The 24406-nt window shown below is 59.0% G+C and carries 22 protein-coding genes; 8 read left to right on the top strand and 14 right to left on the bottom strand.

Annotation, left to right across the window (positions count from 1 at the left end; translation table 11 throughout):
• Positions 1–110: 110 nt before the first annotated feature.
• The 7 genes from GA830_RS03415 to GA830_RS03385 all read right to left on the bottom strand — a co-directional run bounded on the left by GA830_RS03415 (position 111) and on the right by GA830_RS03385 (position 8196).
• The gene (locus tag GA830_RS03415; RefSeq protein ID WP_195164746.1) at positions 111–518 is read right to left on the bottom strand and encodes a F0F1 ATP synthase subunit epsilon; all 408 of its coding nucleotides are present in this window, start codon (positions 516–518) and stop codon (positions 111–113) included.
• A gap of 96 nt (positions 519–614) precedes the next feature.
• Positions 615–2195: a F0F1 ATP synthase subunit beta gene (gene atpD, locus GA830_RS03410; protein ID WP_195163712.1), complete on the bottom strand. Its 1581-nt coding sequence runs from the start codon at positions 2193–2195 to the stop codon at positions 615–617.
• Positions 2196–2256: 61 nt separating this feature from the next.
• The gene (locus tag GA830_RS03405) at positions 2257–3138 is read right to left on the bottom strand and encodes a F0F1 ATP synthase subunit gamma (protein ID WP_195163711.1); all 882 of its coding nucleotides are present in this window, start codon (positions 3136–3138) and stop codon (positions 2257–2259) included.
• Between the two features lie 28 nt (positions 3139–3166).
• The gene (gene atpA / locus GA830_RS03400; RefSeq protein WP_195163710.1) at positions 3167–4696 is read right to left on the bottom strand and encodes a F0F1 ATP synthase subunit alpha; all 1530 of its coding nucleotides are present in this window, start codon (positions 4694–4696) and stop codon (positions 3167–3169) included.
• Positions 4696–5256, bottom strand: coding sequence for a F0F1 ATP synthase subunit delta (locus GA830_RS03395; protein WP_195163709.1), 561 nt, complete (start codon positions 5254–5256; stop codon positions 4696–4698). The genes atpA and GA830_RS03395 overlap by 1 nt, the downstream gene beginning before the upstream one ends.
• Before the next feature lie 235 nt (positions 5257–5491).
• Positions 5492–5887: an AGROH133_08824 family phage infection protein gene (locus GA830_RS03390; RefSeq protein WP_195163708.1), complete on the bottom strand. Its 396-nt coding sequence runs from the start codon at positions 5885–5887 to the stop codon at positions 5492–5494.
• A gap of 107 nt (positions 5888–5994) precedes the next feature.
• A complete protein-coding gene (locus GA830_RS03385) occupies positions 5995–8196 on the bottom strand; it encodes a primosomal protein N' (protein WP_195163707.1) in 2202 nt (733 codons plus the stop codon).
• A 98-nt stretch (positions 8197–8294) separates the two neighbouring features.
• On the opposite strand from GA830_RS03385, the gene fsa reads away from it, so the two are divergent.
• The gene (gene fsa / locus GA830_RS03380; RefSeq protein ID WP_195163706.1) at positions 8295–8948 is read left to right on the top strand and encodes a fructose-6-phosphate aldolase; all 654 of its coding nucleotides are present in this window, start codon (positions 8295–8297) and stop codon (positions 8946–8948) included.
• A gap of 171 nt (positions 8949–9119) precedes the next feature.
• Here the strand turns inward: fsa and ppa are convergent, their stop codons facing one another.
• The 5 genes from ppa to GA830_RS03355 all read right to left on the bottom strand — a co-directional run bounded on the left by ppa (position 9120) and on the right by GA830_RS03355 (position 12572).
• Positions 9120–9650, bottom strand: a complete 531-nt coding sequence (gene ppa, locus GA830_RS03375) for an inorganic diphosphatase (protein ID WP_195163705.1) — start codon at positions 9648–9650, stop codon at positions 9120–9122.
• A 113-nt stretch (positions 9651–9763) separates the two neighbouring features.
• Positions 9764–10270 (bottom strand): GNAT family N-acetyltransferase, encoded by a 507-nt coding sequence (locus GA830_RS03370; RefSeq protein ID WP_195163704.1) that lies wholly within the window; start codon positions 10268–10270, stop codon positions 9764–9766.
• Between the two features lie 86 nt (positions 10271–10356).
• Positions 10357–11004: a TPM domain-containing protein gene (locus GA830_RS03365; protein WP_195163703.1), complete on the bottom strand. Its 648-nt coding sequence runs from the start codon at positions 11002–11004 to the stop codon at positions 10357–10359.
• A gap of 1 nt (position 11005) precedes the next feature.
• Entirely contained in the window at positions 11006–11830 is an 825-nt protein-coding gene (locus GA830_RS03360; protein ID WP_195164745.1) for a TPM domain-containing protein, read from the bottom strand.
• Between the two features lie 94 nt (positions 11831–11924).
• On the bottom strand, positions 11925–12572 hold the full coding sequence (locus tag GA830_RS03355; protein ID WP_195163702.1) for a LemA family protein: 648 nt from the start codon (positions 12570–12572) through the stop codon (positions 11925–11927).
• Between the two features lie 124 nt (positions 12573–12696).
• On the opposite strand from GA830_RS03355, the gene GA830_RS03350 reads away from it, so the two are divergent.
• The 3 genes from GA830_RS03350 (at position 12697) to GA830_RS03340 (ending at position 14693) form a co-directional block, all read left to right on the top strand.
• A complete protein-coding gene (locus GA830_RS03350) occupies positions 12697–12924 on the top strand; it encodes a hypothetical protein (protein WP_195163701.1) in 228 nt (75 codons plus the stop codon).
• 4 nt (positions 12925–12928) lie between these two features.
• Positions 12929–13813, top strand: coding sequence for a pyridoxal kinase PdxY (gene pdxY / locus GA830_RS03345; protein ID WP_195163700.1), 885 nt, complete (start codon positions 12929–12931; stop codon positions 13811–13813).
• A 235-nt stretch (positions 13814–14048) separates the two neighbouring features.
• Positions 14049–14693 carry a carbonic anhydrase gene (locus GA830_RS03340; RefSeq protein WP_195163699.1) on the top strand — a complete coding sequence of 215 codons (645 nt, stop codon included), beginning with the start codon at positions 14049–14051 and terminating at the stop codon, positions 14691–14693.
• A 45-nt stretch (positions 14694–14738) separates the two neighbouring features.
• On the opposite strand, the gene GA830_RS03335 is transcribed toward GA830_RS03340, so the two are convergent.
• Positions 14739–15830, bottom strand: coding sequence for a GGDEF domain-containing protein (locus tag GA830_RS03335; RefSeq protein WP_195163698.1), 1092 nt, complete (start codon positions 15828–15830; stop codon positions 14739–14741).
• A gap of 192 nt (positions 15831–16022) precedes the next feature.
• On the opposite strand from GA830_RS03335, the gene GA830_RS03330 reads away from it, so the two are divergent.
• From GA830_RS03330 to GA830_RS03320, 3 genes are all read left to right on the top strand, one after another.
• A complete protein-coding gene (locus tag GA830_RS03330) occupies positions 16023–16475 on the top strand; it encodes a DUF4440 domain-containing protein (RefSeq protein WP_195163697.1) in 453 nt (150 codons plus the stop codon).
• An 82-nt stretch (positions 16476–16557) separates the two neighbouring features.
• Positions 16558–18603, top strand: a complete 2046-nt coding sequence (locus GA830_RS03325) for a M3 family metallopeptidase (protein ID WP_195163696.1) — start codon at positions 16558–16560, stop codon at positions 18601–18603.
• A gap of 289 nt (positions 18604–18892) precedes the next feature.
• Entirely contained in the window at positions 18893–20470 is a 1578-nt protein-coding gene (locus GA830_RS03320; RefSeq protein ID WP_195163695.1) for an alkaline phosphatase D family protein, read from the top strand.
• Positions 20471–20528: 58 nt separating this feature from the next.
• Here the strand turns inward: GA830_RS03320 and GA830_RS03315 are convergent, their stop codons facing one another.
• On the bottom strand, positions 20529–22235 hold the full coding sequence (locus GA830_RS03315) for an adenylate/guanylate cyclase domain-containing protein (protein WP_258045544.1): 1707 nt from the start codon (positions 22233–22235) through the stop codon (positions 20529–20531).
• A gap of 210 nt (positions 22236–22445) precedes the next feature.
• On the opposite strand from GA830_RS03315, the gene typA reads away from it, so the two are divergent.
• Positions 22446–24275, top strand: coding sequence for a translational GTPase TypA (gene typA, locus GA830_RS03310; protein ID WP_195163694.1), 1830 nt, complete (start codon positions 22446–22448; stop codon positions 24273–24275).
• Positions 24276–24406: the final 131 nt, after the last annotated feature.

Here is a 24406-nt window from a genome sequence, read left to right as displayed (position 1 = left end):
AGCGCTGAAATGCAATCGATAAAAAGTGAAGCAATCAGGCAAATATGCTGTGTTGAATAACTATTTGCCCGCCTCGATCGTGTCAGCAGCCGCTGCTAGCGGCCGTCTTCTCAGGCAGGGAGAATTGACCCGTCAAGTGTGGTCAACTGAGCCAGGAACTGCTCGGCCTTGGTGCGGGATTGGTCGTCCGAAGCGACCGATGCTTCTTCCTGAGCCAACTTGATGCGGTTTGTCAGGTCAGCGCGGTCCAGATCGCCGACTGGCACGGCCGATTCCGCCAGGAGCGTGCAGCCATCCGGGAGAATGTCGGCAAAGCCGCCAAACACCACATAACGCTCTTCCTTGCCCGAAACCGTTTTCACAGTGACAATGCCCGGATTGATGGTCGTCATGACAGGTGCATGATTGGCCATCACGGTCATCTCACCTTCCGAACCCGGAATGACGACAGCTTCGACTTCTTCTGAGACCAGAAGGCGTTCGGGAGAGACGAGTTCGAATTTGAAAGCTGTCATGATCAACCTAGTGAATAGTGAGTGGTGAATGGTGAATGGCCAACCAGGCCGCCCTCCGCGTCATCGCTTCTATTCGCTACCTCCATTCACCTTTGACCGTCAGGCCGCTTCAGCAGCCAGCTTCTGGGCTTTCTCGACAGCTTCCTCGATGGTGCCGACCATATAGAAGGCAACTTCCGGGAGGTGGTCGTATTCGCCGGCAACAAGGCCTTTGAAGCCCTTGATGGTGTCGGCCAGATCAACCAGCTTGCCGGGAGCGCCGGTAAATACTTCGGCAACGAAGAAGGGCTGCGACAGGAAGCGCTCGATCTTGCGGGCGCGGGCCACGGTCAGCTTATCCTCTTCGGAAAGCTCGTCCATGCCAAGGATGGCGATAATGTCCTGCAGCGACTTGTAGCGCTGAAGCGTTTGCTGAACGGCGCGGGCCACTGCGTAATGCTCTTCACCGACAACCAGCGGATCAAGCATGCGCGAGGTGGAGTCGAGCGGGTCCACCGCCGGATAGATGCCTTTTTCGGCAATCGATCTGTTCAACGTCGTCGTCGCATCCAAATGCGCGAAGGATGTTGCCGGTGCAGGGTCGGTCAAATCGTCGGCGGGCACGTAAATGGCCTGCACGGACGTGATCGAACCCTTAGTTGTGGTCGTGATGCGTTCCTGCAGCGCGCCCATGTCGGTGGCAAGCGTTGGCTGATAGCCCACGGCAGAAGGGATACGGCCAAGAAGAGCCGAAACTTCCGAACCTGCCTGCGTGAAGCGGAAAATGTTGTCGACGAAGAACAGAACGTCCTGACCTTCATCGCGGAAATATTCGGCAACCGTCAAGCCGGTCAGGCCGACACGGGCACGTGCACCGGGCGGCTCGTTCATCTGGCCGTAGACAAGTGCAGCCTTGGAGCCTTCACCGCCGCCCTTCTTGTTGACGCCGGATTCAATGAACTCGTGATAGAGATCGTTGCCTTCGCGGGTGCGTTCGCCGACGCCGGCGAATACGGAATAGCCGCCATGCGCCTTGGCAATGTTGTTGATCAGTTCCTGGATCAGAACGGTCTTGCCAACACCGGCGCCCCCGAACAGGCCAATCTTGCCGCCCTTGGCGTAGGGTGCCAGCAGGTCAAGAACCTTGATGCCCGTGATGAGGATCTCCGCTTCCGTCGACTGCTCGATATATTCAGGAGCTGGCTGATGGATAGAGCGTACTTGGGTTGCCTTGATAGGGCCTTCCTCGTCGACCGGTTCACCAATGACGTTGATGATGCGCCCCAGCATTTCGGGACCCACAGGCACGGTGATCGGTGCACCGGTGTCGAACACGATCTGGCCACGAACCAGACCTTCGGTCGAGTCCATCGCGATGGTGCGTACGGTGTTTTCGCCTAGATGCTGCGCAACCTCGAGGATGAGGCGGTTACCGACGTTTTCGGTCTCCAGCGCGTTCAGGATCGCGGGAAGGTTTCCTTCCTCGAACTGCACGTCAACAACGGCGCCGATGACCTGTCGAACTTTGCCCTGAGCGCCTGTGGCACTGGCACGCTTTACCGGTGCGGACTTGGTTGCCGCAGATGCCTTCGCCGGCGCTGTCTTATTCGCGACTGCGGGCTTCGCCGCTGCCTTGGATACTGCTTTAGGCGCGGCGGCTTTTGCCGGCGCTGCCGTCTTGGGGGTCGCTGCTTTCGCCATATTATCTACCCTTTTCGTCCGTTTCTTCGTCGCAGGCGGGCGCTCGGTCCCGTGCCCGCGGCTAGAGCGCCTCGGCGCCTGAAATAATCTCGATCAGTTCTTTTGTAATCTGTGCTTGCCGCTGCCGGTTGTAGGTGATCGACAGCTTGTTGATCATGTCGCCGGCGTTGCGCGTCGCATTGTCCATAGCAGACATTTTCGCGCCCATCTCGCCAGCCGCATTTTCAAGCAACGCGCGGAAAATCTGGACCGCAATGTTGCGCGGGATCAAATCTCCCAAAATTTCGCCCGGCTCCGGCTCGTAATCATAGACGGCGCCATCGGCGGCTTCTGCTTTCGCGACCAATGGCGCTGTGGCAGGTATAAGCTGCTGTGCCGTGGGAACCTGGCTGATGACCGATTTGAACTCTGAATAGAACAGAGTGCAGACGTCGAATTCACCCGCATTGAACATGCCGATGACCTTGCGGGCAATTGCGTCAGCATTAGCAAAGCCCAATGTCTTGACTTCACGCAGGTCGACGCGGTCGATAATCAGGCGGCTGTAGTCGCGGCGCAGAATGTCAAAGCCCTTTTTGCCGACGGTAATCATCTTCACCGTCTTGCCCTCGGCGATCAGCCTGCGGGCATGCTCGCGGGCAAAGCGCGCGATCTGCGAGTTGAAGCCACCGCACAGGCCACGCTCGGCGGTGCAGACGACGAGCAAATGCACATCGCTCTTGCCGGTGCCGGTCATCAACGCCGGCGCCTCGCCGCCACCGCCCACAGCCTCAGCGATATTGGCCAGAACCGAGGCCATCCGCTGCGAATAAGGACGAGCCGCCTCAGCCGCCTCCTGGGCACGCCGAAGTTTCGCCGCGGCGACCATCTGCATCGCCTTGGTGATCTTCTGCGTCGCCTTCACGGAAGCGATGCGATTGCGAAGGTCTTTTAGTGAAGCCATGCCTCAACCCTGATCCGTTTTTCCAGCCTCAGGCGAAGTTCTTGGCGAAGGTATCGATCTCGGCCTTCAATTTGGCGCGCAGATCGTCCGACAACGCTTTATCCTTGCGGATAGCGTCGAGAACCTTCTTGCCGTCCGAGCGCATGTGGGAAAGTAAACCCTGCTCGAACTTGCCAACCTGGTTGACCTCGATCTTGTCCAAATAGCCGTTGACGCCTGCGAAGATGACCGCAACTTGTTCTTCCATCTTGAGTGGCGAGAACTGTGGCTGCTTCAAAAGCTCGGTCAAACGTGCACCGCGGTTCAGCAGGCGCTGGGTTGCCGCATCCAGATCGGAACCGAACTGCGCGAAGGCAGCCATTTCGCGATACTGGGCGAGCTCGCCTTTAATCGAGCCAGCAACCTGTTTCATCGCCTTGACCTGAGCAGCTGATCCGACGCGCGACACCGACAGACCGACGTTCACCGCAGGACGGATGCCCTGGAAAAAGAGATTGGTCTCGAGGAAGATCTGGCCGTCCGTGATCGAGATCACGTTGGTCGGAATATAGGCCGAAACGTCGTTAGCCTGCGTTTCAATGACCGGAAGCGCGGTCAACGAACCGTTGCCTTGATCATCATTGAGCTTCGCGGCCCGCTCGAGCAGACGCGAGTGAAGATAGAAAACGTCGCCGGGATAGGCTTCGCGGCCTGGCGGGCGGCGCAGCAGGAGCGACATCTGACGGTAGGCAACAGCCTGCTTGGACAGATCGTCATAGCCAATCAGCGCGTGCTGGCCGTTGTCGCGGAAATACTCACCCATGGTGCAGGCGGTGAAGGGTGCGAGGAACTGCATCGGTGCCGGATCAGAAGCCGTAGCTGCCACAATGATGGAGTATTCAAGCGCACCGCGCTCTTCAAGCACCTTCACAAACTGGGCAACAGTGGAGCGCTTCTGGCCTATGGCCACATAGACGCAATAAAGTTTTTCGCTCTCGGGCCCACTCTCGTGAACCGCTTTCTGGTTCAGGATGGTGTCGAGGAGGATTGCGGTCTTGCCGGTCTGGCGATCGCCGATGACCAACTCGCGCTGGCCGCGGCCAACCGGGATCAGGGCGTCGATGGCCTTGAGGCCGGTCGACATAGGTTCATGCACCGACTTGCGGGGAATGATGCCAGGCGCCTTGACGTCGACGCGGCGACGCTCGACGGCCTTGATCGGGCCCTTCCCATCGATAGGGTTGCCGAGAGCGTCAACGACGCGGCCAAGCAGTCCTGGACCGACAGGGGCGTCGACGATGGCGCCGGTGCGCTTAACGGTGTCGCCTTCTTTAATGTCACGGTCGGCACCGAAGATGACGACGCCGACATTGTCGACTTCAAGGTTCAGCGCCATGCCACGGATGCCGCCCGGGAACTCGACCATTTCGCCCGCCTGGACGTTGTCGAGACCGTGGACGCGGGCGATACCGTCGCCAACGGAGAGAACCTGGCCAACTTCGGAGACTTCTGCCTCCTTGCCAAAATTCTTGATCTGATCTTTCAGGATTGCGGAAATTTCCGCGGCGCGGATATCCATCAGCCGACCTCTTTCAGTGCAAGCTTGAGCGAATTGAGTTTGGTTTTGAGCGACGTGTCGATCTGGCGTGAGCCCATCCGCACCACGATCCCGCCGAGAAGCGAGGGATCAACGATCACGGAAATCGACACATCCTTGCCGGCAACGCTCTTCAGCGCGGCCTTCAGTTCGGTTTGTTGCGCGGCGGTCAGCGTATGTGCCGACGTTACATCGGCAGCCACTTCGCCGCGGTGCTCGGCTGCGATCCGGCGGAATGCGCGGATCATGCCGGGCACGGCAAAAAGGCGACGGTTCCTGGCTACGACACGCAGGAAATTACCAACCAGTCCGCCTATTTTTGCCTTGTCGGCAATGGCAGAAATGGCACGCAATTGGTCTTGGGCAGAGAAAACGGGGCTCTTCATCAGGCGGTCGAGATCAGCGCTGCCTTCCAGTAAAGCTTCGAAGCGGCCGAGATTGGCTTCAACTTCGGCAATCGTACCGGATTGGGCGGCGAGATCGAACAGCGATCCCGCGTAACGCTCTGCAACACCGGAGATTGGCGAGTTGGACTGGGCCACGGACCGTCTTTTCTCTCGTCTGACAGGTCTCAAGATTATGGCGCGAGTACCGAACTCTGGCTAAATCTTTGACCTTGTTGAAGGTTTTACTGTCGCAGGAGATTTTGGCGACCTCCCCCGACCGAAGTCGCTTGCCGTCTAGCACAGGCTTTTCGTCATCGCAACACGCTGGAAGGCGTGGATTTCAGGCAGTTTTGTCGCAGTCCCGCCAGGTTGCGGGATGACTCTTCGGGAATCAGGGGATCAAGCCAAACACAAAAACCAGAGAAAGTGCGGCAAGGATGCCTTCGATTGCAAATCGCAGCCAGTTATAGGGCGTGTTGGCGCCATCCGACATCATCGAGATGAGGCGGCCGAAGGCGGTGAACGCCCAAGAAAACCCAAGCCCCATATAAAGCCAAGGCTGCGCGGTAAGCAGACAGCAGATGCCAAGCCCCAGATAAAACCCCGACATAGTGGAGCGCGCTTCGCCAATGGCCGTCGGTCTGCCCTCTCGTGCCTGCAGGCGCAGCAGTCTGAAGGAGAGACGGGGCGCAAACATCAGCATCAGCCCGAACGCAACCGTGATGGCCGCCGATGTCCAGGCAAGCCACTCGCCCTCGGTTGTCGGCCATGGAAAAGAAAGTGCCATCACAAAATCCCTCGAACCCGTAGAAGATGGTAGCACGGGTTAAATGGTGCAGCGAAGCTTGCAACCAGTTTTTGTGAGATATTTTTTTACGGCGCGTTCCCGCGCCACTACAAAAAGCTCTGCGGGTCGATATCCACCTGGACACGAACCGAGCCATGGACCTTTGGCCCCGCGGAGATCAGATTTCGGATGTAGCTTTGCATGTCCGATCGCCGCGCGCCTTGCAGCAAGAGCCGGAAGCGATGGCGACCACCGATGAGCGCCAGTGGAGCTTCTGCGGGGCCCAGCACGTCGATCTCGGTCGAGGGTGGTGCTGCGCGCCTGAGTGCGCGAGCATAGCTTTCGGCCTCCGCTCTTGTCGCTGCGCTGACAATAATGCCGGCCAGCCGGCCAAACGGGGGAAGCATGGCGCGTTCGCGTTCGGCAATTTCACGTTCGTAAAATGCATCGGCGTCGCCGGAAACCAGTGCGCGCATGACTGGATGATCGGGTTGATACGTTTGCAGGAGGCCGTGGCTCTCCTTGCCGGTCCTGCCGGCGCGGCCCGTTACCTGGTTTAGTAATTGAAAAGTTCTTTCGGCGGCGCGTGGATCGCCATTAGCCAAACCGAGGTCGGCGTCGACCACGCCTACCAATGTCATGTTGGGAAAATTGTGGCCCTTAGCGACCAGTTGGGTGCCCACGACAATGTCGGCCTCGCCCTTGGCGATGGCATCAAGCTCGAGCCTCAAGCGTTTGACCCCGCCCAAAATATCAGACGACAGTACGATGGTGCGCGCGTCGGGGAAATGCTGCACGACTTCTTCCGCGATACGTTCGACGCCTGGTCCGCACGCGACTAAGTGATCGAGGGTTCCGCATTCGGGGCACGAATCGGGCCGACGTTCATTATGGCCGCAATGGTGGCAGACCAACTGTCCGCGAAAACGATGTTCCACGAGCCAGCTTGAGCAATCGGGACATTGGAAGCGATGCCCACAGGACCGGCAGAGCGTCAGCGGTGCGTAACCGCGCCGGTTGAGGAACAGCAGCGACTGTTCGCCGCGCGCCAGCGTTGCCTTCATTGCACCAAGCAAGGCCGGCGACAGGAAACCGCCACGGGCGGGAGGCGCCTTGCGCATGTCGATGGCACGGATGTCGGGCAGCGCGGCCTCAGCAAAGCGCTGTGGCAAGGGTATCCGCTGATAGCGCCCTTGTTGCGCATTGACCTGCGTTTCAATCGACGGCGTTGCCGAGGCAAGGACAACCGGAAAATTGCTGATATGGCCGCGCACCACCGCCATGTCGCGGGCGTGGTAATAGACGCGGTCTTCCTGCTTGTAGGCAGGGTCATGTTCCTCATCGACGATAATCAGGCCAAGATTGTTGAACGGGAGGAAAAGTGCCGACCGCGCGCCAGCAACGACACGAACCGTTCCCTCAGCCACCTGACGCCAGACGCGCTCGCGCATCTTGGGTGGCAAGTCAGAATGCCACTCGGCCGGCTTTGCACCAAAGCGGTCGTGGAAACGTTCCAGAAAGGCTTGCGTCAGCGCGATCTCGGGCAGCAAGATCAGCACCTGTTTGCCTTGTTCAATTACCGCCGCCACAGCCTCGAAATAGACCTCGGTCTTGCCCGAGCCGGTCACACCATCGATCACGGTCACACTGAAGACATCGGCATTAGCCTGCGCGCGGAGCGTGTCGGCAGCCGCGCGCTGCTCCTGATTCAGCTCAGGGACCGCAAAGCCAGGGTCGGGTTCAGCCACGACCGGGCGCGGCGGGATCATGACTTCCTCAAACACTCCTTGCGCCCTCAGTCCGTCAACGACGCTCAAGGAAACCCCCGCCGCATGGGCAAGCCCGGAGCGGGTCCATGCCATTCCATCGACTGCCAGGTCGAGCACGCGGGCCCGTGCAGCCGTCATCCGGTCAGGCTCTGTACCGGCGTGACGCAGGCCTTCGGTCCAAGGCAAGGGGTCAAACGCTTCAGGTGCGCGCAAGAGCATGCGGGCCACCATGCCGGGGGCCGATAGGGTGTAGGATGAAATCCAGTCCACCAGCCTGCGCAACCCATGGTCAATGGGAGGACAGTCGAAGACATGGGTTATCGGCCGCAGTTTCTTCGGGTCAACGAAGCCGCTGTCCTGGTCCCAGACAATTCCCGCCACCTGGCGCGGGCCAAGCGGCACCTGGACGATGGAACCGGGCTCGACACGCATTCCCGCCGGCACGGCATAGCTGTAGGGCCGCTCCGTAGGTACGGGAACCAGCACCGGCACGGACCGCGTCTCGAGCTCGAGATCAAACAGTGGCGAATCTTGCTTCATCGGGCGTGACCTTGCCTTGAACTTCGTCTAGATCAAAGGCCGAACCGAGGGTGCCACCACGGTGAAGCCCGCAAAATTTTTTGAAGGAGGCAGCCCCCATGAAGTTTTTTGTCGACACCGCAGACGTGAATGAAATTCGCGAGCTGAATGATCTCGGTCTGGTTGACGGTGTAACCACCAACCCTTCGCTCATTCTCAAATCCGGCGGCAAGATTGCCGAGGTTACCAAGCAGATCTGCGATATTGTATCTGGCCCGGTTTCAGCTGAAGTTGCCGCGACCGAATATTCGGAGATGATGAAGGAAGCCAACGCGTTGGCCAAGATCGCAGACAATGTCTGCATCAAGGTTCCGCTGACACTTGACGGCCTCAAAGCCTGCAAGGCGATCCGCTCGGATGGCCGCCTCGTCAATGTCACATTGTGCTTCTCTGCCAATCAGGCACTTCTGGCTGCCAAGGCTGGCGCAACATTCATCTCGCCTTTTGTCGGGCGTCTTGATGATATGGGCATTGACGGTATGGACCTCATCTCAGAAATCCGCACCATCTATGACAATTATGGTTTTCAGACCGAAATCCTCGCGGCCTCGATCCGTACCGTCAATCATGTGAAGCAGGCAGCGCTCATTGGTGCTGATGTCATCACTGCACCTCCAGCCACGCTGAAGGCTCTGGTGAAGCATCCATTGACCGATAAGGGCCTTGAACAGTTCCTTGCCGACTGGAAAAAGACCGGCCAGACAATTGGCTGATTGAGTTTTCATTCGAGCCGGACAGTCCGGCTCGAATGTCCCATCATCGCGCAGAATTGAAATGCCGGTGGCGTAAAAGCGGGAACCCGCATTTACCTCTGGTCTGAACCGCTAAACGTAAAGCGCTGAACGGTTCTCTATTCAAATGCGTAGATTGGCGTTCGCGCTTGCTCAAGCCTTTTTGGCGCGTTCGATACCTTCGAGGATCATGCGCTTTGCGGTGGTGCTGTCTTTCCAGCCACCGATCTTGACCCATTTTCCTGGCTCCAGATCCTTGTAGTGGCCAAAGAAGTGCTCAACCTGCTCGCGCGTGATCTCGGGCAGATGCGTGAATTCGGTCACATCCTTGTAGCGCAGCGTCATGCTTGGCGAGGGAACAGCGATGATCTTTTCGTCTTCGCCGGAATTGTCTTCCATGATCAGAACGCCGATCGGGCGGACATTGATCACGCAGCCTGGCACAAGCGCACGGGTGTTGCACACCAGCACATCGACAGGATCGCCATCACCCGAAAGCGTGTGCGGGATGAAGCCGTAATTGCCGGGATAGCGCATTGAAGTGTGCAGGAAGCGATCTACGAACAAGGTGCCGGACTCTTTGTCGAGCTCATACTTGATCGGCTCGCCGCCAATGGGAACCTCGATGATTACGTTGACATCTTCAGGTGGGTTTTTGCCGATGGCGATGGCATCTATGCGCATAATGTCAAATTCCCTGGGTGATTTTCAGCACCGCATAGCGGCATGTCACGTCGAGCGCAACGGTGGCATGTGGTTTGATTGGCAATGTGGTGAGTGTCACATGCCGTGAAAGCCTAGTTCCAGATGAAGGCAACCTTGCGCAGCGCCTTCTGGTCGAAAACCTCAACACCCTCGGCGACATCGCGTCCGCCGGCGCCGATATAAAAGGACAGCGCGTTCTCGTTTTCTTCGAGCGCCCAGACGACGAGCCCCTTCAGACCTCGGGCCGCCAGCAACTCCTGCGCGGCTTTGAAAAGTTGGCTACCCAAGCCGATGCCCTGGCATTGGGGCTTGAGGTATAGTTCGTAGATCTCGCCCTCCTGAGGCAGTTCGCGGGCGCGGTTGCGACCCAGCGTGGCATAGCCGGCAATGCTCCCGCCGATCTCCACAACAAGAACGGTGGCCGAGCGACGGATCGCCTGGGCCCACCAGCCTGAACCGCGCCGGTTTACCATCGCCGTCAGCGCCCGATGAGGGATGATGCCCGCATACGCTCCTTGCCAGGCAGTGTGATGCACTTCGGCAATCGCGTCTGCGTCGTGGGGTTCTGCCTTGCGGATGTCGATCGTCAGCGTCTTCATGATTTGTTAACCATAACCGCCCGTCTGCAAAGGATGCAAGGTGCGCTTACGCTGCGAAAGGTCTTTGCACAGGCCAAGCCGCCAATTCATATTTCAACCAGATGGTCGTCCAGCTCATTGATGTCGCCTTCAGACACTGGAAAATGCAGCGCCAAAACGTTCCCCACCACTTCGATGGCAGCGACAAAGCCGTCGGCATGGCGGTGATGTCGCGCCTCGGTTATCAGCAGGGTGACCACTTTGTCCCAGGTTTCCTGCCCAACCATTTCGTTGATGCCTGCATCGGCCAGTACTTCGGCGTAGCGCTCGGCAAGTGAGACGAATAAAAGCACCCCCGTTCGGGCCCTGGTGCGGTGTACGTTGCGGGCGAGAAACTGGCGCGCTGCATTGGCATGGGCGCGGCGATATTTCAGCCCAGCCGGTACCAGCCAGATTGCCATGCCAGGCAACGCCCAGAGCAGGCTAAGTGCCGATCCCAAGGCCAGCACCTGTGCGGCCACGAAAACGTGTAGCTGTACGCCGTACCACCAATATTCCAGCGCATAGGCCGCAACGATGCTGACAACCAGCATGGCGATCGAAAGAGTGAAGGCGGCCGGGTAGAAATAGCTGTCGCTGGAGCGGGCTAAGACGCAGTAGATTTCGCCGTTGGTTGTCTTTTCCGCTGCCTTAATGGCAGCGGTGACGCGGACGTGGTCATCTTGCGAAAGCGTCTGCGGGGTTACCGTGCTCATCTCACCAGCCTCCCGATGCGCCGCCGCCGCCGGATGATCCGCCGCCGCCTGAAAAGCCGCCGCCGCCTGACGACCAGCCGCCGCTACCCGACGACCAGCCACCGCCCAGGCCACCGGCAACGCCGCCGCGGCGCCGCGCCGCACCGCGGGTGTTGCTGTAGGAAAAATCCATGCCTAGCCAGCGATAGCGGCCGGGTGCGAGTTTCTGGCCAAAGATCCGGGGTAGTATGGCCATTGCAAAGGCGCCAAAAAAGATTGTCGCCCAGATGGCGAAGAAGAGCATCACCTCGAGCGGGATATCCTCGTCGCTGGACTGGGGATTGCGCTTGGCGCGCGCCTCAAGTTCGGCTGCGTTGCCTTCCAATACCATGATGATGTCGTCGACGGCCTTGGAGATGCCGCCTGAAAAATCGCCGGCGCGAAAGGCAGGCACCATGGTATTGCGGATGATCAGGCTGGAATGCAGGTCGGTCAGCGTTCCTTCCAATCCGTAACCCACCTCGATGCGCATCTGGCGGTCGTCGCGCGCCACCAGAAGAAGCGTGCCATTGTTCTCGCCTGCCTGGCCCAGACCCCAGGTTCGAAACAACTGATTGGCGTAGTTTTCTATGGGCTCACCGTCCAGCGTAGGTATCGTGGCGACGACGATCTGGTCGGATGATTTCTGCTGGAACGCGGCAAGCTTTGCCTCAAGTTCAGCCTTTGTAGCGGTATCGATCAAGCCGGCATTGTCGACGACTCGACCCGTCAGCGCCGGCAGTTCAGCTGCGAAGGCAGCGAGCGGCGCGAAGAGTGTGAGCGCGACGAACAGAGCCACTGCGCGCAGCGCCGCCGCATAGTGCGACGGTCGCTTCGCATGTGTCTGCGGCCGGGCAAGGACTGTCGTCACGCTTAACCCCTGCGTTCGATGCGGGCCGGGCTTAGCCGCCCTGCTTCGGGGTTCCGAAATCTACTTTCGGCGCATCGAGCTTATCTTCGGCCACGGTGAAGTTTTGGAACGGCTGGTTGCCGGTGAACCAGAATTTTGCCCAGAGGATCGAGGGGAAGGTCCGCAGTGTCGTGTTGTAGACGCGCACCTGCTCGATATAGTCGCGGCGGGCGACGGCGATGCGGTTTTCGGTGCCTTCAAGCTGCGCCTGCAGGGCGAGGAAATTCTGGTTGGCCTTGAGATCGGGATAGTTTTCGGCAACTGCCAGCAGGCGAGACAAGGCGCTGGTCAGGCCGGCCTGATTTTCCTGAAACTGCTTGAACATTTCGGGGTTGCTGAGAGCGTCTGCGTTGATGGTGACTTGTGTGGCCTTGGAGCGCGCCTCGATGACGGCTTCCAGCGTTTCGCGCTCATGGCTGGCATAGCCTTTTACGGTTTCAACCAGGTTGGGAATGAGGTCGGCGCGGCGCTGATATTGGTTTAGCACTTCGCTCCATGAGGCTTTGGCCTGTTCTTCGGCGGTGGGTATGGTGTTGTAGCCACAGGCGGTCAAAAAAGGCAGCAAAAGCATCAGGACCAGTGCCGTCAGCATAAGCCGGGCACGGTTGTCCGGCAGGCGGGCAGTGCGGACACGTGACATTGGAGACCCCTCAAATCATGATAATGTGTCAGCTTATGCGCAATCGTGGCACAAGCAAATGGTAAAGCCTCTCATGTGGTTACGGCATTGTGATCAATCTGAGTAGGGGGTAAAAGCGTCGGCCATGACATCACGCCACAGCAAGGACGTTGACGATCAAAATACGGTGCAGGCGCGCCGCATTCTAGATCGCGTGGCAAGCGAAGCGGAAGCTGGTGGCTCTTCCCGTCTACGCGGAGGCGATGGAGAGGACTGGGCGGAGGTCTGGGGTACGCGCATTGGCAAGATACTTGGCCCGCTGATTGTCGTGGCAATTGTGGGCTGGTTCCTTTTCTTCCTGCTGCGCGGGTAGGTCGATGACGGCTCCCACAAACGGTCGGCCACGGGCGGTCATTGTGATCTCGAGTCATGTGGTGCGCGGCTCGGTGGGCAACCGTGCCGCTGTTTTTGCACTTGAAACACTGGGGTTTCCGGTCTGGGCGGTGCCGACCGTTGTCTTGCCGTGGCACCCCGGACACGGCCCAGCTACCCGTATCGTACCGGATGCGGAACAATTTTCGGCGCTGCTGGCAGATCTCGAACGGGCGCCGTGGCTTGGCGAAGTTGGGGCTGTCCTCTCCGGCTACCTCGGCAACGCGGCGCAGGCGGATGCGGTGGGTTCTCTGGTGAAAGCAGTGCGGGCGCGCAATCCTGATGCCGTCTATATCTGCGACCCGGTGATGGGCGATAAGGGTGGGCTCTATGTCGCTCCCGAGCTTGCGGTAGCCCTGCGCGACCGTCTGATGCCGCTGGCCGATATCGCTACCCCCAATCGTTACGAACTTGCCTGGATGGTTGGCACTCCGCTGGATGACATCCAGTCGGTGATAGCGGCAGCGCTTGATGCGGGTCCGGCAACGATGCTGGTAACCTCGGCTCCGGCAATGATGTCAGGCGGCATCGGCAATCTTTTGCTTACCGGTTCCGAAGTTCTGCTTTCTGAACATAGGGTTATCGAGCGGCCCCCGAATGGGCTGGGAGACCTTACCGCGGCAGTGTTTCTGGCGCGCAGGCTTGATGGGCAGCCGGATGCAAAAGCGTTGCAGTCCACCACCGCTACGGTGTTCGAGATCCTGGCACGCACGGCCAAGCGCGGTGCGGATGAGCTAACACTCGAAACCGATGCGCAGAGCCTGTCTAACCCTATGGCAATGGTGCATTTGCGCCATCTCAGCCGCCCCAACAACGACCGTCGCGCGTGATCCGGCGCTTTTGCGCGGGGTGAATAGGAATTGCTTGCGATATCGGTATTTGCGCAATATTTTCGTGTGAACTCAATGGGTTGGGCATTTGGGGGGCACTGAGCGGTGCTTTTTGTGTTCAAAGATGCCCGCAAGGCGTTGGACCGTGGCAGAATGCGATGCGCCGCAACGATATGACGCGGGTTTTTACGAATCCGATTGATCACGCCCGGGGTTTGCAGCTAATTCAACTTTGATGTCACATCTTCCAGAACACCTCCTCGCCGGTTATCGCAACTTTATGAGCGGTCGCTACGTGTCCGAATCCAGTCGCTACCGCGAGCTTGCGCGCGAGGGGCAGACACCCGAAACAATGGTGATTGCCTGCTGCGATTCGCGGGCGGCACCGGAATCGATTTTTGACTGCGGGCCGGGCGAATTGTTCGTCGTGCGCAATGTCGCCAATCTGGTTCCGCCCTATGCGCCGGACGATCAATATCACTCGACATCGGCGGCGCTGGAATTTGCGGTGCAGGCGCTCAAGGTCAAACATATCGTTGTCATGGGTCATGGCCGCTGCGGCGGCATCAAGGCTGCACTTGATCCTGACATGGCGCCGCTCTCGCCGGGTGACTTCATCGGCAAGTGGATGAGCATGGTTGCGCCAGTCGCCGAAATCGTCACCAAAAATGAGATGATGACAAAGGCCGAGCGGCAGACGGCGCTGGAGCGCATTTCGATCCGTTATTCGATCGCCAATCTCAGAACATTTCCTTGCGTAAAAATACTGGAAGCCAAGGAGCGGTTGACGCTTCATGGCGCGTGGTTCGACATTTCAACTGGCGAGCTCTGGGTGATGAACAAGGACACGGGTGACTTTGAACGGCCCGATATTGATTGACTTGCAGAGTGGCGAGGCGCGCAACATGCGCTCCGCCAGTCTGGCCTAAGCGGCGATGGCGGTGATCACGGTGTTTCTTCCCGCCGCCTTGGCGGCATAGAGAGCTTCGTCTGCCGCCTGAAGGGCTGCCACAAAACCGCCATTGGCACTATCGATCGTCGCGTGGCCAATGCTGATCGTCACCTTGAGCGGGATTCCACGGATGGTTGTGGAGGCTCGTTCGACCGAGGCGCGAATGCGGTCGGCGATGATACGGGCATTTTCGCTGCTCTGGCCAGGCAGGACGATCGCAACTTCCTCGCCGCCGTAGCGGGCTACCAGATCGCTCGGTCGTAGATTGGCTGCGATGACGGCTGCCACGTTGCGAATAACCTCATCGCCTGCGACATGACCGAATGTGTCGTTGACCTGCTTGAAGCGATCAATGTCCAGGATCATCAGCGCGCATGGCTTTCCAGCCTGCGCTGTCGCCTGCGCAAGGGCGGGCCCCTGCTCATCGAAAACGTGCCTGTTTGCCAGTCCCGTCAGCGCATCGACCGCGGCTTTTTTGGTTAGATCACGCTCCAGCGCCACTTGGGAATGGTGTCGGTTGAGAATCTGTGCGGCAACCATCACGCCAATAAAATTCGCGGTGAGGAATGGCGCGGAAATCCGGGAGAGCACTTCAAGCGCCGTAGCGAGAGGCATGACGAAGACGCTGATCAAAGCGACGTTTGAGCAGGCGCCAAGCGCCAGGAGCCTGGATAGGGACATGTTTCTGTGAGGCTGGAAGTGGGCATAAGCCAAACCCATCAAGGATGTGATGACAATGCCGGTCGCGCCTGCGGTTACTCCAGCCCCGCCTTCATAAAACCGGTAGGTCAACGCAACGCCTGCTGTGACCAAAGTGGCCGGCAATCCGCCATAGGTGGGGACCAGAACGAGAAAGACGTGGCGCAGATCAAACGACATTCCAGGCACGAGTTGCAGAGTTGTCATCATGGACCCGGCCACACCTGCTGAGAAAATCAGGGCAGTTGCGGTTGCGCGAATTTTGGCTGAAACGATGTGGCGCAAGGCTGTTTCGTGTAGGAGCGCCGTGATGGCGATGATTCCAAACCCTTGCAGAAATACCGTGATTGCACTGCTGAATTCCAACGACCGTCTCCCAAGCTGGCTACAGAATAGTGGCCTGAACTTGGAGATTTTATTAATCGGCGCAGGAAAGCTGACGCTTAGGTAATGAACGCTTAAATTAGCTCAAGCTTGATTCAAAAGCGGGATTGCGCGACAAGCCTCCGCATCGTCTGGCCCGCGCATGCAGCTGCGCTGAGGTGGGGTAGACAGATCATGGTATGGCGCGTCCGCGCCAGAATTGTTGAGGCACCCGAGTTGCTGAAAAACACTTTCTTCGCAGGCATCGTCATGGTCCTGGCGGTGCTTCAGGCTCCCGTGCAGGCGCAGGCAGATGTGATTGCGCGCTGGTTTGCGGCGCTGGAAAAGGCGGATGCGCCAGCGCTTGATGCGCTGATGAGCGATGATGCCGTGGTGGTGCTGGACGATATTGACGTCGAGCAGAGCAAGGCCGAATTTCTGGCTTCCATGGAGCAGTGGAAGGAAAGCGTGGGCGATGCGAAAATCCGCTACAGGCTGGACGGCACCGAGGGCGAGGTTTCCACGGTTCTGGTCTGCTATGATTTTCCTTCCAATGACATGATGATCCGCGAGGCCTTCACGCTTGAAGCGGGCAAGGTGCGCGAGAGCCGCCAGAGCCATGTCGCGGATGATTGCGACGCTTTCTGAGACTTTTCCTTGGCTCTTGCCGAGCGCGACCTTACATCGGCAACAGTACCCCACCCTTCACCTCCCATGAAGAGCCATCAGCATGTCCTCAATTGATCTCACCACCCATCCCCTGACGCATTGGACGGGGCCGCTTGGGCTGCCGGATTTTGCGGCGCTGAAGGATGCGGATTTCGGGCCGGTGTTCGAGGCGGCACTTGCAGCGCATGCGGCCGAGATTAACGCGATTGCCCATCAGGATGCAGCGCCCACCATCGACAATACGCTTAGAGCGTTGGAGCTTTCAGGCGCGCCGCTTGACCATGTTTCGTCGATTTTCTGGTGCCGGGCAGGCGCGCATACGAATGATGAAATTCAGGCGATGGAGCGCGATATCGCGCCTAAAATGTCGCGGCATTTTTCTGCGATCTCGATGAATGCCGCTCTGTTTGCCCGCATTGATGCGCTTTATGAAGCGCGCGCGAAGCTTGGCCTTGATGCCGAAACCTTGCGGGTTCTGGAAAAGACCTGGAAGGGTTTTGTGCGCTCTGGTGCCAAGCTTGGCGAAACCGACCAGAAGCGGCTTGCGGCCATTGGCGAGGAACTGGCCTCGCTTGGCGCTTCGTTCGGGCAAAATGTTCTGGCCGATGAAAAGGACTGGGCGCTTGTCCTTTTCGAGAGTGATGTTGCCGGACTGCCGGACTTCCTCAAAAGCGCGATGGCAGAGGCTGCCGAACTGCGCGGGCATGCGAACGCCTATGCGGTGACGCTGTCGCGCTCTATCTATGAGCCGTTCACGACATTTTCCGCGCGGCGGGATCTGCGCGAGAAAGCCTTTCAGGGTTTTGCCAAGCGTGGCGAAAATGGCGGCGCGACGGATAATCGCGCAATTGTGGCCAAGACATTGGCGCTGCGGGCCGAGAAAGCAAAGCTGCTGGGCTATGAAAGCTATGCGGCGCTGAAGCTGGACGACACGATGGCCAAGACGCCGGAGGCGGTGTTCGGGCTTCTCAACCCTGTGTGGGAAAAGGCGCGCGAAAAGGCCGCCGTCGACCAGATGGAACTGCAGCGCATTGCCACTTCCGAGGGCTACAACCACGCCATTGCCGGCTGGGACTGGCGCCATTTCGCTGAAAAGCTGCGCGCTGAAAAATTTGATTTCGATGAGGCGGCGCTCAAACCCTATCTGCAGCTTGAGCGCATCGTGGATGCGGCCTTTGATGTGGCAACACGCTTGTTTGGCGTGACCTTTGTAGAACAGAAGGGCGTAGCCACATGGCACAAGGATGCGCGGGTTTTTGCCGTGCACAATGCAGATGGCAGCCAGCGGGGCACGTTTGTTGCCGATTATTTTGCGCGGCCATCCAAGCGTTCGGGCGCGTGGATGAGTGCGCTGAAATCCGGCTACTCGCTTGGCGAGGGGTCAAAGCCGATCATCTATAATGTGATGAATTTTGCTAAACCTTCGGCGGGCAAGCCGGCACTGCTTTCGATGGATGAGGCCCGCACGCTGTTCCATGAATTTGGTCATGCGCTGCACGGCATGCTGACGGAAGTGACCTGGCCATCCGTTGCCGGCACATCCGTCTCGCGCGATTTCGTGGAACTGCCCTCGCAGCTTTTCGAGCACTGGCTGACGGTGCCGGAAATTCTGTCGGCGCATGCGCTGCATTATGAAACCGGCCAGCCCATGCCCAAGGCGCTGGTGGACAAGATGCTGGCCGCGCGCACCTTTGATGCCGGGTTCAACGCGGTGGAATTTGCCTCCTCCGCGCTGATCGACATGGAGTATCATTCGCGCGCCGATGCGCCTGCCGATCCGGTGGCGTTTGAAGCCGAAACACTGGCCCGCATGGAAATGCCCGACGCTATCATCATGCGCCACCGCACGCCGCATTTCCTGCATGTGTTTTCTGGCGAGGGATATTCAGCCGGCTATTATTCCTATCTGTGGTCGGAAGTGCTGGACGCCGATGCCTTCAGCGCGTTTGAAGAAGCGGGTGACCCGTTCGACCCGGAATTAGCCGCGCGGTTGAAGAAACACATTTACGCGGCTGGCGGGACGGCGGACCCGGAAGCGCTTTATACGGCGTTCCGGGGCAAGATGCCTTCGCCGGATGCTATGATGGTGAAGCGCGGGTTGGTTTGAGGGGAGACTTAGCCCTCGCAGATTTAATTCTTCGCACGTGGCGCTGATGTCCCAGTAGCCTCATGGTGAGCTTGTCGAACCACGAGGCGCTGGCGTTGTTTTGGCCGTCGTTCCGCTGTTGCCAGCCCCTCTCCGTCTTGGGTTTTGCCCAAGCCACCTCTCCCCGCAAGCGGGGCGAGGAAATGCGCTCTGTCACCAAACTTTCAAGAAAAATTCATGCTGCTGAGATCAAGACGCCGCCTCGCTGGGTGAAAGTGCGCGCCACGTTCACAGCCATCTGGAGAGAGCCATGACGACCCGCATGAAATTGACACGCCGCGCTTTTGTGACATCGGCCAGTGCGGCCGGTATTGTGGCGGGGTCTGGCCTTGCGATGCCTTTTTATTCGCGCGCCAATGCGCGTCCGCAGTTTACGCATGGCGTTCAATCGGGCGATGTGGATTCTGTTTCGGGCATGATCTGGACACGGACGGACCGTCCTTCGCGGGTGGCGTTTGAGGTTTCGACGACGGAGAGTTTCAAGAACGCGATGCGGTTGCCGACGCTGGATGCGGTGCCGGAAAGCGATTTTACGGTAAAGCGTCTTCTGGCCGGGCTGTCTTCGGATCAGGATATTTTCTACCGGATGGTGGCGGCAGATCTTTCCGACATCAACAGTACTTCCGAGCCGATCATCGGGCGCTTCAAGACCGCGCCTTCCTCCAAGCGCAATATCCGCTTTGTCTGGTCGGGCGATACGGTCGGGCAGGGCTGGGGCATTGATGAGAAGGGTATTTATACCTACGCCACCATGGCCAAGCACACGCCGGATTTCTTCCTGCATTCGGGCGACACCATTTATGCGGATGGCCCGCTGCAAGCGGAAGTCGATCTCAAGGACGGCACCAAATGGGTGAACAAGGTTCTGAGCGAGGAGAAGTCCAAGGTTGCCGAAACGATGGCCGAATATCGCGGCCAGTGGAAATATAATCTGATGGACGAGCATGTGCTGGCGTTCAACCAGCATACGCCCACCTTCTACCAGTGGGACGACCATGAGGTGGTGAACAATTGGTCGGCCTCCAAGGATCTGACGGCGGATGATCGCTATACGGAAAAGTCTGTGCCGCTGCTTCAATCGCGGGCGGCGCGGGCGTTTCATGAAATGACGCCCATTCGCTTCACACCGGAAGAGCCCGGCCGGGTCTATCGCAAGATTGCTTATGGGCCGCTGCTCGATGTGTTCTTTCTCGATCTGCGTGCCTATCGCGGGCCCAATGGTGATGCTGTCGAGACGGAAATGACCGATCAGTCGCGCATTGCCGGTGAAGAGCAGATCAAATGGCTGAAACGCGAACTGGCCAACAGCCGCGCCACATGGAAGGTGATTGCGTCTGACATGCCGCTTGGCATTGTGGTTTGGAACGATGGTGCCAACAAGAAGGGCGCTGAGGCTATCGCCAATGGGCAGGCTGGCTTGCCATCTGGCCGCGAACTCGAAATTGCTGATCTGCTGCGCTACATCAAGAATGCCGGGATTGAGAATACTGTATGGATGACGGCCGATGTGCACTATACGGCGGCGCATTATTACAATCCTGAAAAAGCAGCGTTCCAGGATTTCGAGCCGTTCTGGGAGTTCGTGTCCGGGCCGTTGCATGCCGGCACGTTCGGGCCGGGTGATCTTGATCCGACCTTTGGGCCTGAGCTGAAATTTGTGAAAGCCCCAACCGAGGAGCAGGGCCAGAACCTGCCGCCTTCAGCTGGGCTCCAGTTTTTCGGTTTGGTCGATATTGACGGAACGAGCGAGCAGATGACAGTGCGGCTGATGGATCGCGACGATGTGGAGCTTTACAAGGTGACGCTCGATCCGGTGCGTTCGGCCTAGAGCGTTTCGATGCGATTGGCGGCGGCGGCGGCGGCATAGTGCTGCCGCCGATTGCGTTTCAGGCATCTGTATTTTTACGGGTGCGGGGCAGAGAAAGGTTCTTGCCGGCAGGGATTACATGAACATGAAGTGGCTCGGCGCGGCCGCGAATGTCTATCTTGCGCAGTTCGAACCCTGAAAGGTCGAGACCGGACAGGATGGCAGTCGGCTCGGAGACGACCAGCGCGGCATTGAACTCCTTGGCCACCAGCTCGAGCCGGCTGGCGGTATTGACCGTGTCACCAATGGCGGTGACCGGCATGACCTCGCCATAGCCCATGGCGCCGACGATGGCAGGGCCGGCATGGATGCCGATGGCGATGCGCAGCGGTTCGGACAGCTCGCCGGCCAGTTCCCGGTTGAGCCGGTCGAGATCCTCCAAGATGGCGGAGGCGGCCTGGAGGGCCTGGCGGCAGGCAAGGCGGTTGTCGGTGTCAACGCCAAACAGGGCCATGGCACCATCGCCGATGAACTTGTCCATGCGACCGCCGGCCTCTTCCACCGCCGCACCCACCATGGCGAAATAGCGGTTCAGGAGGAACACGATGTCGAAAGGCAGGCGGTGATCTGCGAGGCCAGTGAAATTGCGGATATCGCAAAACAGAACCGCAACCTCGTGCTCGCGGCCGGGTGTGGCGGCGAGCGCAAGCCGTCGCGCGCGGTCGGGTTTGAGCAGCGGCGTCACCGAGAGATTGTGTGTCGGCCGCAACTGGCAGGCGAGGCGCACGTCACGGTCGGCGCCGATGCGTGCGAGTGTCGCGCGTTCGATAGAGCCGGGCTCGGGCTGGTCGGCGAGCCCTTCGGAAACCTTGATGCGGCAGGTCGAACATCTGCCCCGACCACCGCAGACAGAATAATGGGGAATGCCGCTGACCCGGCTTGCTTCCAGCACGCTGTAGCCACCCGCCACACGGGCGGTCTGGCCAGTCGAATAGCGGATTTCGACGATGTCGCGCTGTTCGCGCTTGATGCGCAGGCGGCGCAGCGCCAGAACCCCGAGCAACGCCACAAGGAAACCGCCCTGTACTGCCGAGAGGGCCGTTTCCTTGATGGTCAAGGCCCGGGCAAACAGGTCGCGGTCGATCAGGATCGGGTCGGTTTGATAGGTCGCGAGAGCCCTGCCGCCGGCGGCAAAACCCAAAAGGGCAAGGACAGGGACCAGTATGGCCGTCGCCAGAAGATAGGGGGCGGCCTGCGGATACCAGTTTCGAAAGCGCACCCAGAAATAGAGCCCGAGACAGCCATGCGTCCAGATGATGACGATGGCAAAGGCCTGCCGCAGTCCCAGCATCGGCGCGGCAACCCACAGTACGCGTAGGACATAGGCGTAATCATCCTCGATGCCGCTGACGACATGAATGAGCCTTGTGCCGATAGCGTGTTCGGCGATCAGAAGCGGGATGGCGAGGCCGAAAATTGTCTGGATCGCCTCTCTTGCGGGCATAATGAGAGTGCGGCGGCGGTAGATGGAATAAAGGACAAGCACCAGGTGGGTGGCCAGCGCGCCATAGAGGAGGAGCGTGGAAAGCGGGTTGCGCCAGATCAGCAGGAAGAAGGGTCGAACCGCGTTGGCGGCCTCGATGGAGACCAAAAGCATGGCGTGGTTAAGCAGATGCATGGTCACGAAGGTGAACATCACAAGGCCTGAAGCGAGCCGGGCCGTGCGGATGTTTTTCCCGGAAAACAGGGTTTGAAAACCGGGCCTGGGCGACTCTGCGTGCGTCACAATTTCCCTCACCTGCTTTTCCGGCATGACCGTGGCATTGTTTTGCCGGGCCGACAATGTTGCGCGCCGTTATATCCGCTTTGGCCGTGACGATGCAGATCGACTGGTTTGCCGCTCCCCCTTTCGCATCTGCGAAAAACCCTGTATGAGCGCGCCAACGAAACAGGCGCCCATTGATTGTGCGCCCCTTGAATCTCCCGAGTGACATTTATGAATCTCCGTAACATCGCGATCATCGCACACGTTGACCATGGCAAAACCACGCTGGTTGACCAGCTTCTGAAACAGGCAGGCTCGTTCCGCGAAAACCAGCGCGTTGCCGAGCGTGCGATGGACAGCAACGATCTTGAAAAAGAGCGCGGCATCACCATTCTCGCCAAGGCGACTTCGGTCGACTGGAAAGATTACCGCATCAACATCGTCGACACGCCAGGCCACGCCGACTTCGGTGGTGAAGTCGAGCGCATTCTTTCGATGGTGGATTCGGCCATTGTTCTGGTCGATGCTGCCGAAGGCCCGATGCCGCAGACCAAGTTCGTGGTCGGCAAGGCGCTCAAGGTTGGCCTGCGCCCGATCGTAGTGATCAACAAGATCGACCGCCCGGATGCGCGCCACGTGGAAGTCGTCAATGAAGTGTTCGACCTCTTCGCCGCGCTCGACGCGACCGACGAACAGCTCGACTTCCCCATTCTCTACGGTTCAGGCCGTGATGGCTGGGTTTCTGAAAACCCGGAAGGCCCGAAGGATCAGGAACTTGCTCCGCTGTTTGATCTTATCGTCAAGCATGTGCCGGCGCCAACCGTGCACCCTGGCCCGTTCCGCATGATCGGCACTTTGCTGGAGGCCAACCCGTTTCTGGGCCGCATCATCACGGGCCGCATCGAAAGCGGTACGCTGAAGGCCAATATGCCGGTCAAGGTCCTGGATAATGACGGGGCGCTGGTGGAAACCGGCCGCGTCTCAAAAATCCTGGCTTTCCGTGGCCTCGAGCGCCAGCCTATCGAAGAAGCGCAGGCAGGCGACATCGTGGCCATTGCCGGTCTTTCAAAGGGCACCGTCGCCGACACCTTCTGCGACCCTGCCGTGACCGAACCGCTGCACGCGCAGCCCATTGATCCACCGACCGTGACGATGAGCTTCATCGTCAATGACAGCCCGCTGGCCGGCACCGAGGGCGACAAGGTGACCAGCCGTGTCATCCGCGACCGTCTGTTGCGCGAAGCCGAAGGCAATGTGGCGCTGAAGATCGAGGAATCGACCGAGAAGGATTCGTTCTTCGTGTCGGGCCGCGGCGAGTTGCAGCTTGCCGTTCTGATCGAGACAATGCGCCGCGAAGGCTTCGAGCTTGCCGTTTCGCGTCCGCGTGTGGTGATGCAAAAGGGCGAAGACGGCGAGCTGCTGGAGCCGGTTGAGGAAGTCGTCATCGACGTCGATGAAGAACATGCCGGCGTCGTTGTGCAGAAAATGTCGGAGCGCAAAGGCGAAATGGTCGAGCTGCGTCCTTCGGGCGGCAACCGTCAGCGCATCGTATTCCACGCGCCAACGCGCGGCCTGATCGGCTATCAGTCAGAGCTTCTGACCGATACGCGCGGCACCGCGGTGATGAACCGGCTGTTCCACTCTTATCAGGCCTACAAGGGCGATATGGCTGGCCGCAGCAATGGCGTCTTGATCTCCAACGAAATGGGCGAGGCTGTTGCCTTCGCCATGTGGAACCTGGAAGATCGTGGCCCGATGGTCATCGAAGCCGGCGTGAAGGTCTATCAGGGCATGATCATCGGCATCCACAGCCGCGACAACGATCTTGAGGTCAACGTGCTGAAGGGCAAGAAACTCACCAACATCCGCGCCGCCGGCAAGGATGAGGCCGTCAAGCTGACGCCGCCAATCCGTATGACGCTGGAACGCGCTCTCGCCTGGATTCAGGACGACGAGCTGGTTGAGGTGACACCGAAGACGATCCGTCTGCGCAAGCTCTATCTCGACCCGAACGAGCGCAAGCGTTTTGAAAAGTCGTCCAAGACCGCAGGCGCTGCCTGATTTTTCAACCCCGGCTCCGGCCGGGGTTTTTGTATCTGCCAATGCGCAAACGTGGCGCTGCGGAACGTGCCGCGTTTGCGTTCGTCATCTGACGTTCATCAGAAATTGCAAACGTGCCGCACTGAACGCGT

The sequence above is a fragment of the Mesorhizobium sp. NBSH29 genome (assembly GCF_015500055.1).
Lineage (GTDB): Bacteria > Pseudomonadota > Alphaproteobacteria > Rhizobiales > Rhizobiaceae > Neomesorhizobium.
The sequence above is the reverse complement of the archived record's forward strand: the minus strand, read 5'-3'. Positions and strand labels throughout refer to the sequence as shown.

Excerpts from the sequence above, each read along its gene's own strand:
- GA830_RS03405 (WP_195163711.1), bottom strand. The coding sequence starts at position 3,138 with ATGGCTTCACTAAAAGACCTTCGCAATCGCATCGCTTCCGTGAAGGCG.
- GA830_RS03320 (WP_195163695.1), top strand. The coding sequence starts at position 18,893 with ATGACGACCCGCATGAAATTGACACGCCGCGCTTTTGTGACATCGGCC.
- pdxY (WP_195163700.1), top strand. The coding sequence starts at position 12,929 with ATGACGGCTCCCACAAACGGTCGGCCACGGGCGGTCATTGTGATCTCG.
- atpA (WP_195163710.1), bottom strand. The coding sequence starts at position 4,696 with ATGGATATCCGCGCCGCGGAAATTTCCGCAATCCTGAAAGATCAGATC.
- GA830_RS03340 (WP_195163699.1), top strand. The coding sequence starts at position 14,049 with ATGTCACATCTTCCAGAACACCTCCTCGCCGGTTATCGCAACTTTATG.
- GA830_RS03350 (WP_195163701.1), top strand. The coding sequence starts at position 12,697 with ATGACATCACGCCACAGCAAGGACGTTGACGATCAAAATACGGTGCAG.
- GA830_RS03385 (WP_195163707.1), bottom strand. The coding sequence starts at position 8,196 with ATGAAGCAAGATTCGCCACTGTTTGATCTCGAGCTCGAGACGCGGTCC.
- GA830_RS03390 (WP_195163708.1), bottom strand. The coding sequence starts at position 5,887 with ATGGCACTTTCTTTTCCATGGCCGACAACCGAGGGCGAGTGGCTTGCC.
- GA830_RS03330 (WP_195163697.1), top strand. The coding sequence starts at position 16,023 with ATGGTATGGCGCGTCCGCGCCAGAATTGTTGAGGCACCCGAGTTGCTG.
- ppa (WP_195163705.1), bottom strand. The coding sequence starts at position 9,650 with ATGCGCATAGATGCCATCGCCATCGGCAAAAACCCACCTGAAGATGTC.
- GA830_RS03365 (WP_195163703.1), bottom strand. The coding sequence starts at position 11,004 with ATGAGCACGGTAACCCCGCAGACGCTTTCGCAAGATGACCACGTCCGC.
- GA830_RS03325 (WP_195163696.1), top strand. The coding sequence starts at position 16,558 with ATGTCCTCAATTGATCTCACCACCCATCCCCTGACGCATTGGACGGGG.
- atpD (WP_195163712.1), bottom strand. The coding sequence starts at position 2,195 with ATGGCGAAAGCAGCGACCCCCAAGACGGCAGCGCCGGCAAAAGCCGCC.
- typA (WP_195163694.1), top strand. The coding sequence starts at position 22,446 with ATGAATCTCCGTAACATCGCGATCATCGCACACGTTGACCATGGCAAA.
- fsa (WP_195163706.1), top strand. The coding sequence starts at position 8,295 with ATGAAGTTTTTTGTCGACACCGCAGACGTGAATGAAATTCGCGAGCTG.
- GA830_RS03355 (WP_195163702.1), bottom strand. The coding sequence starts at position 12,572 with ATGTCACGTGTCCGCACTGCCCGCCTGCCGGACAACCGTGCCCGGCTT.
- GA830_RS03370 (WP_195163704.1), bottom strand. The coding sequence starts at position 10,270 with ATGAAGACGCTGACGATCGACATCCGCAAGGCAGAACCCCACGACGCA.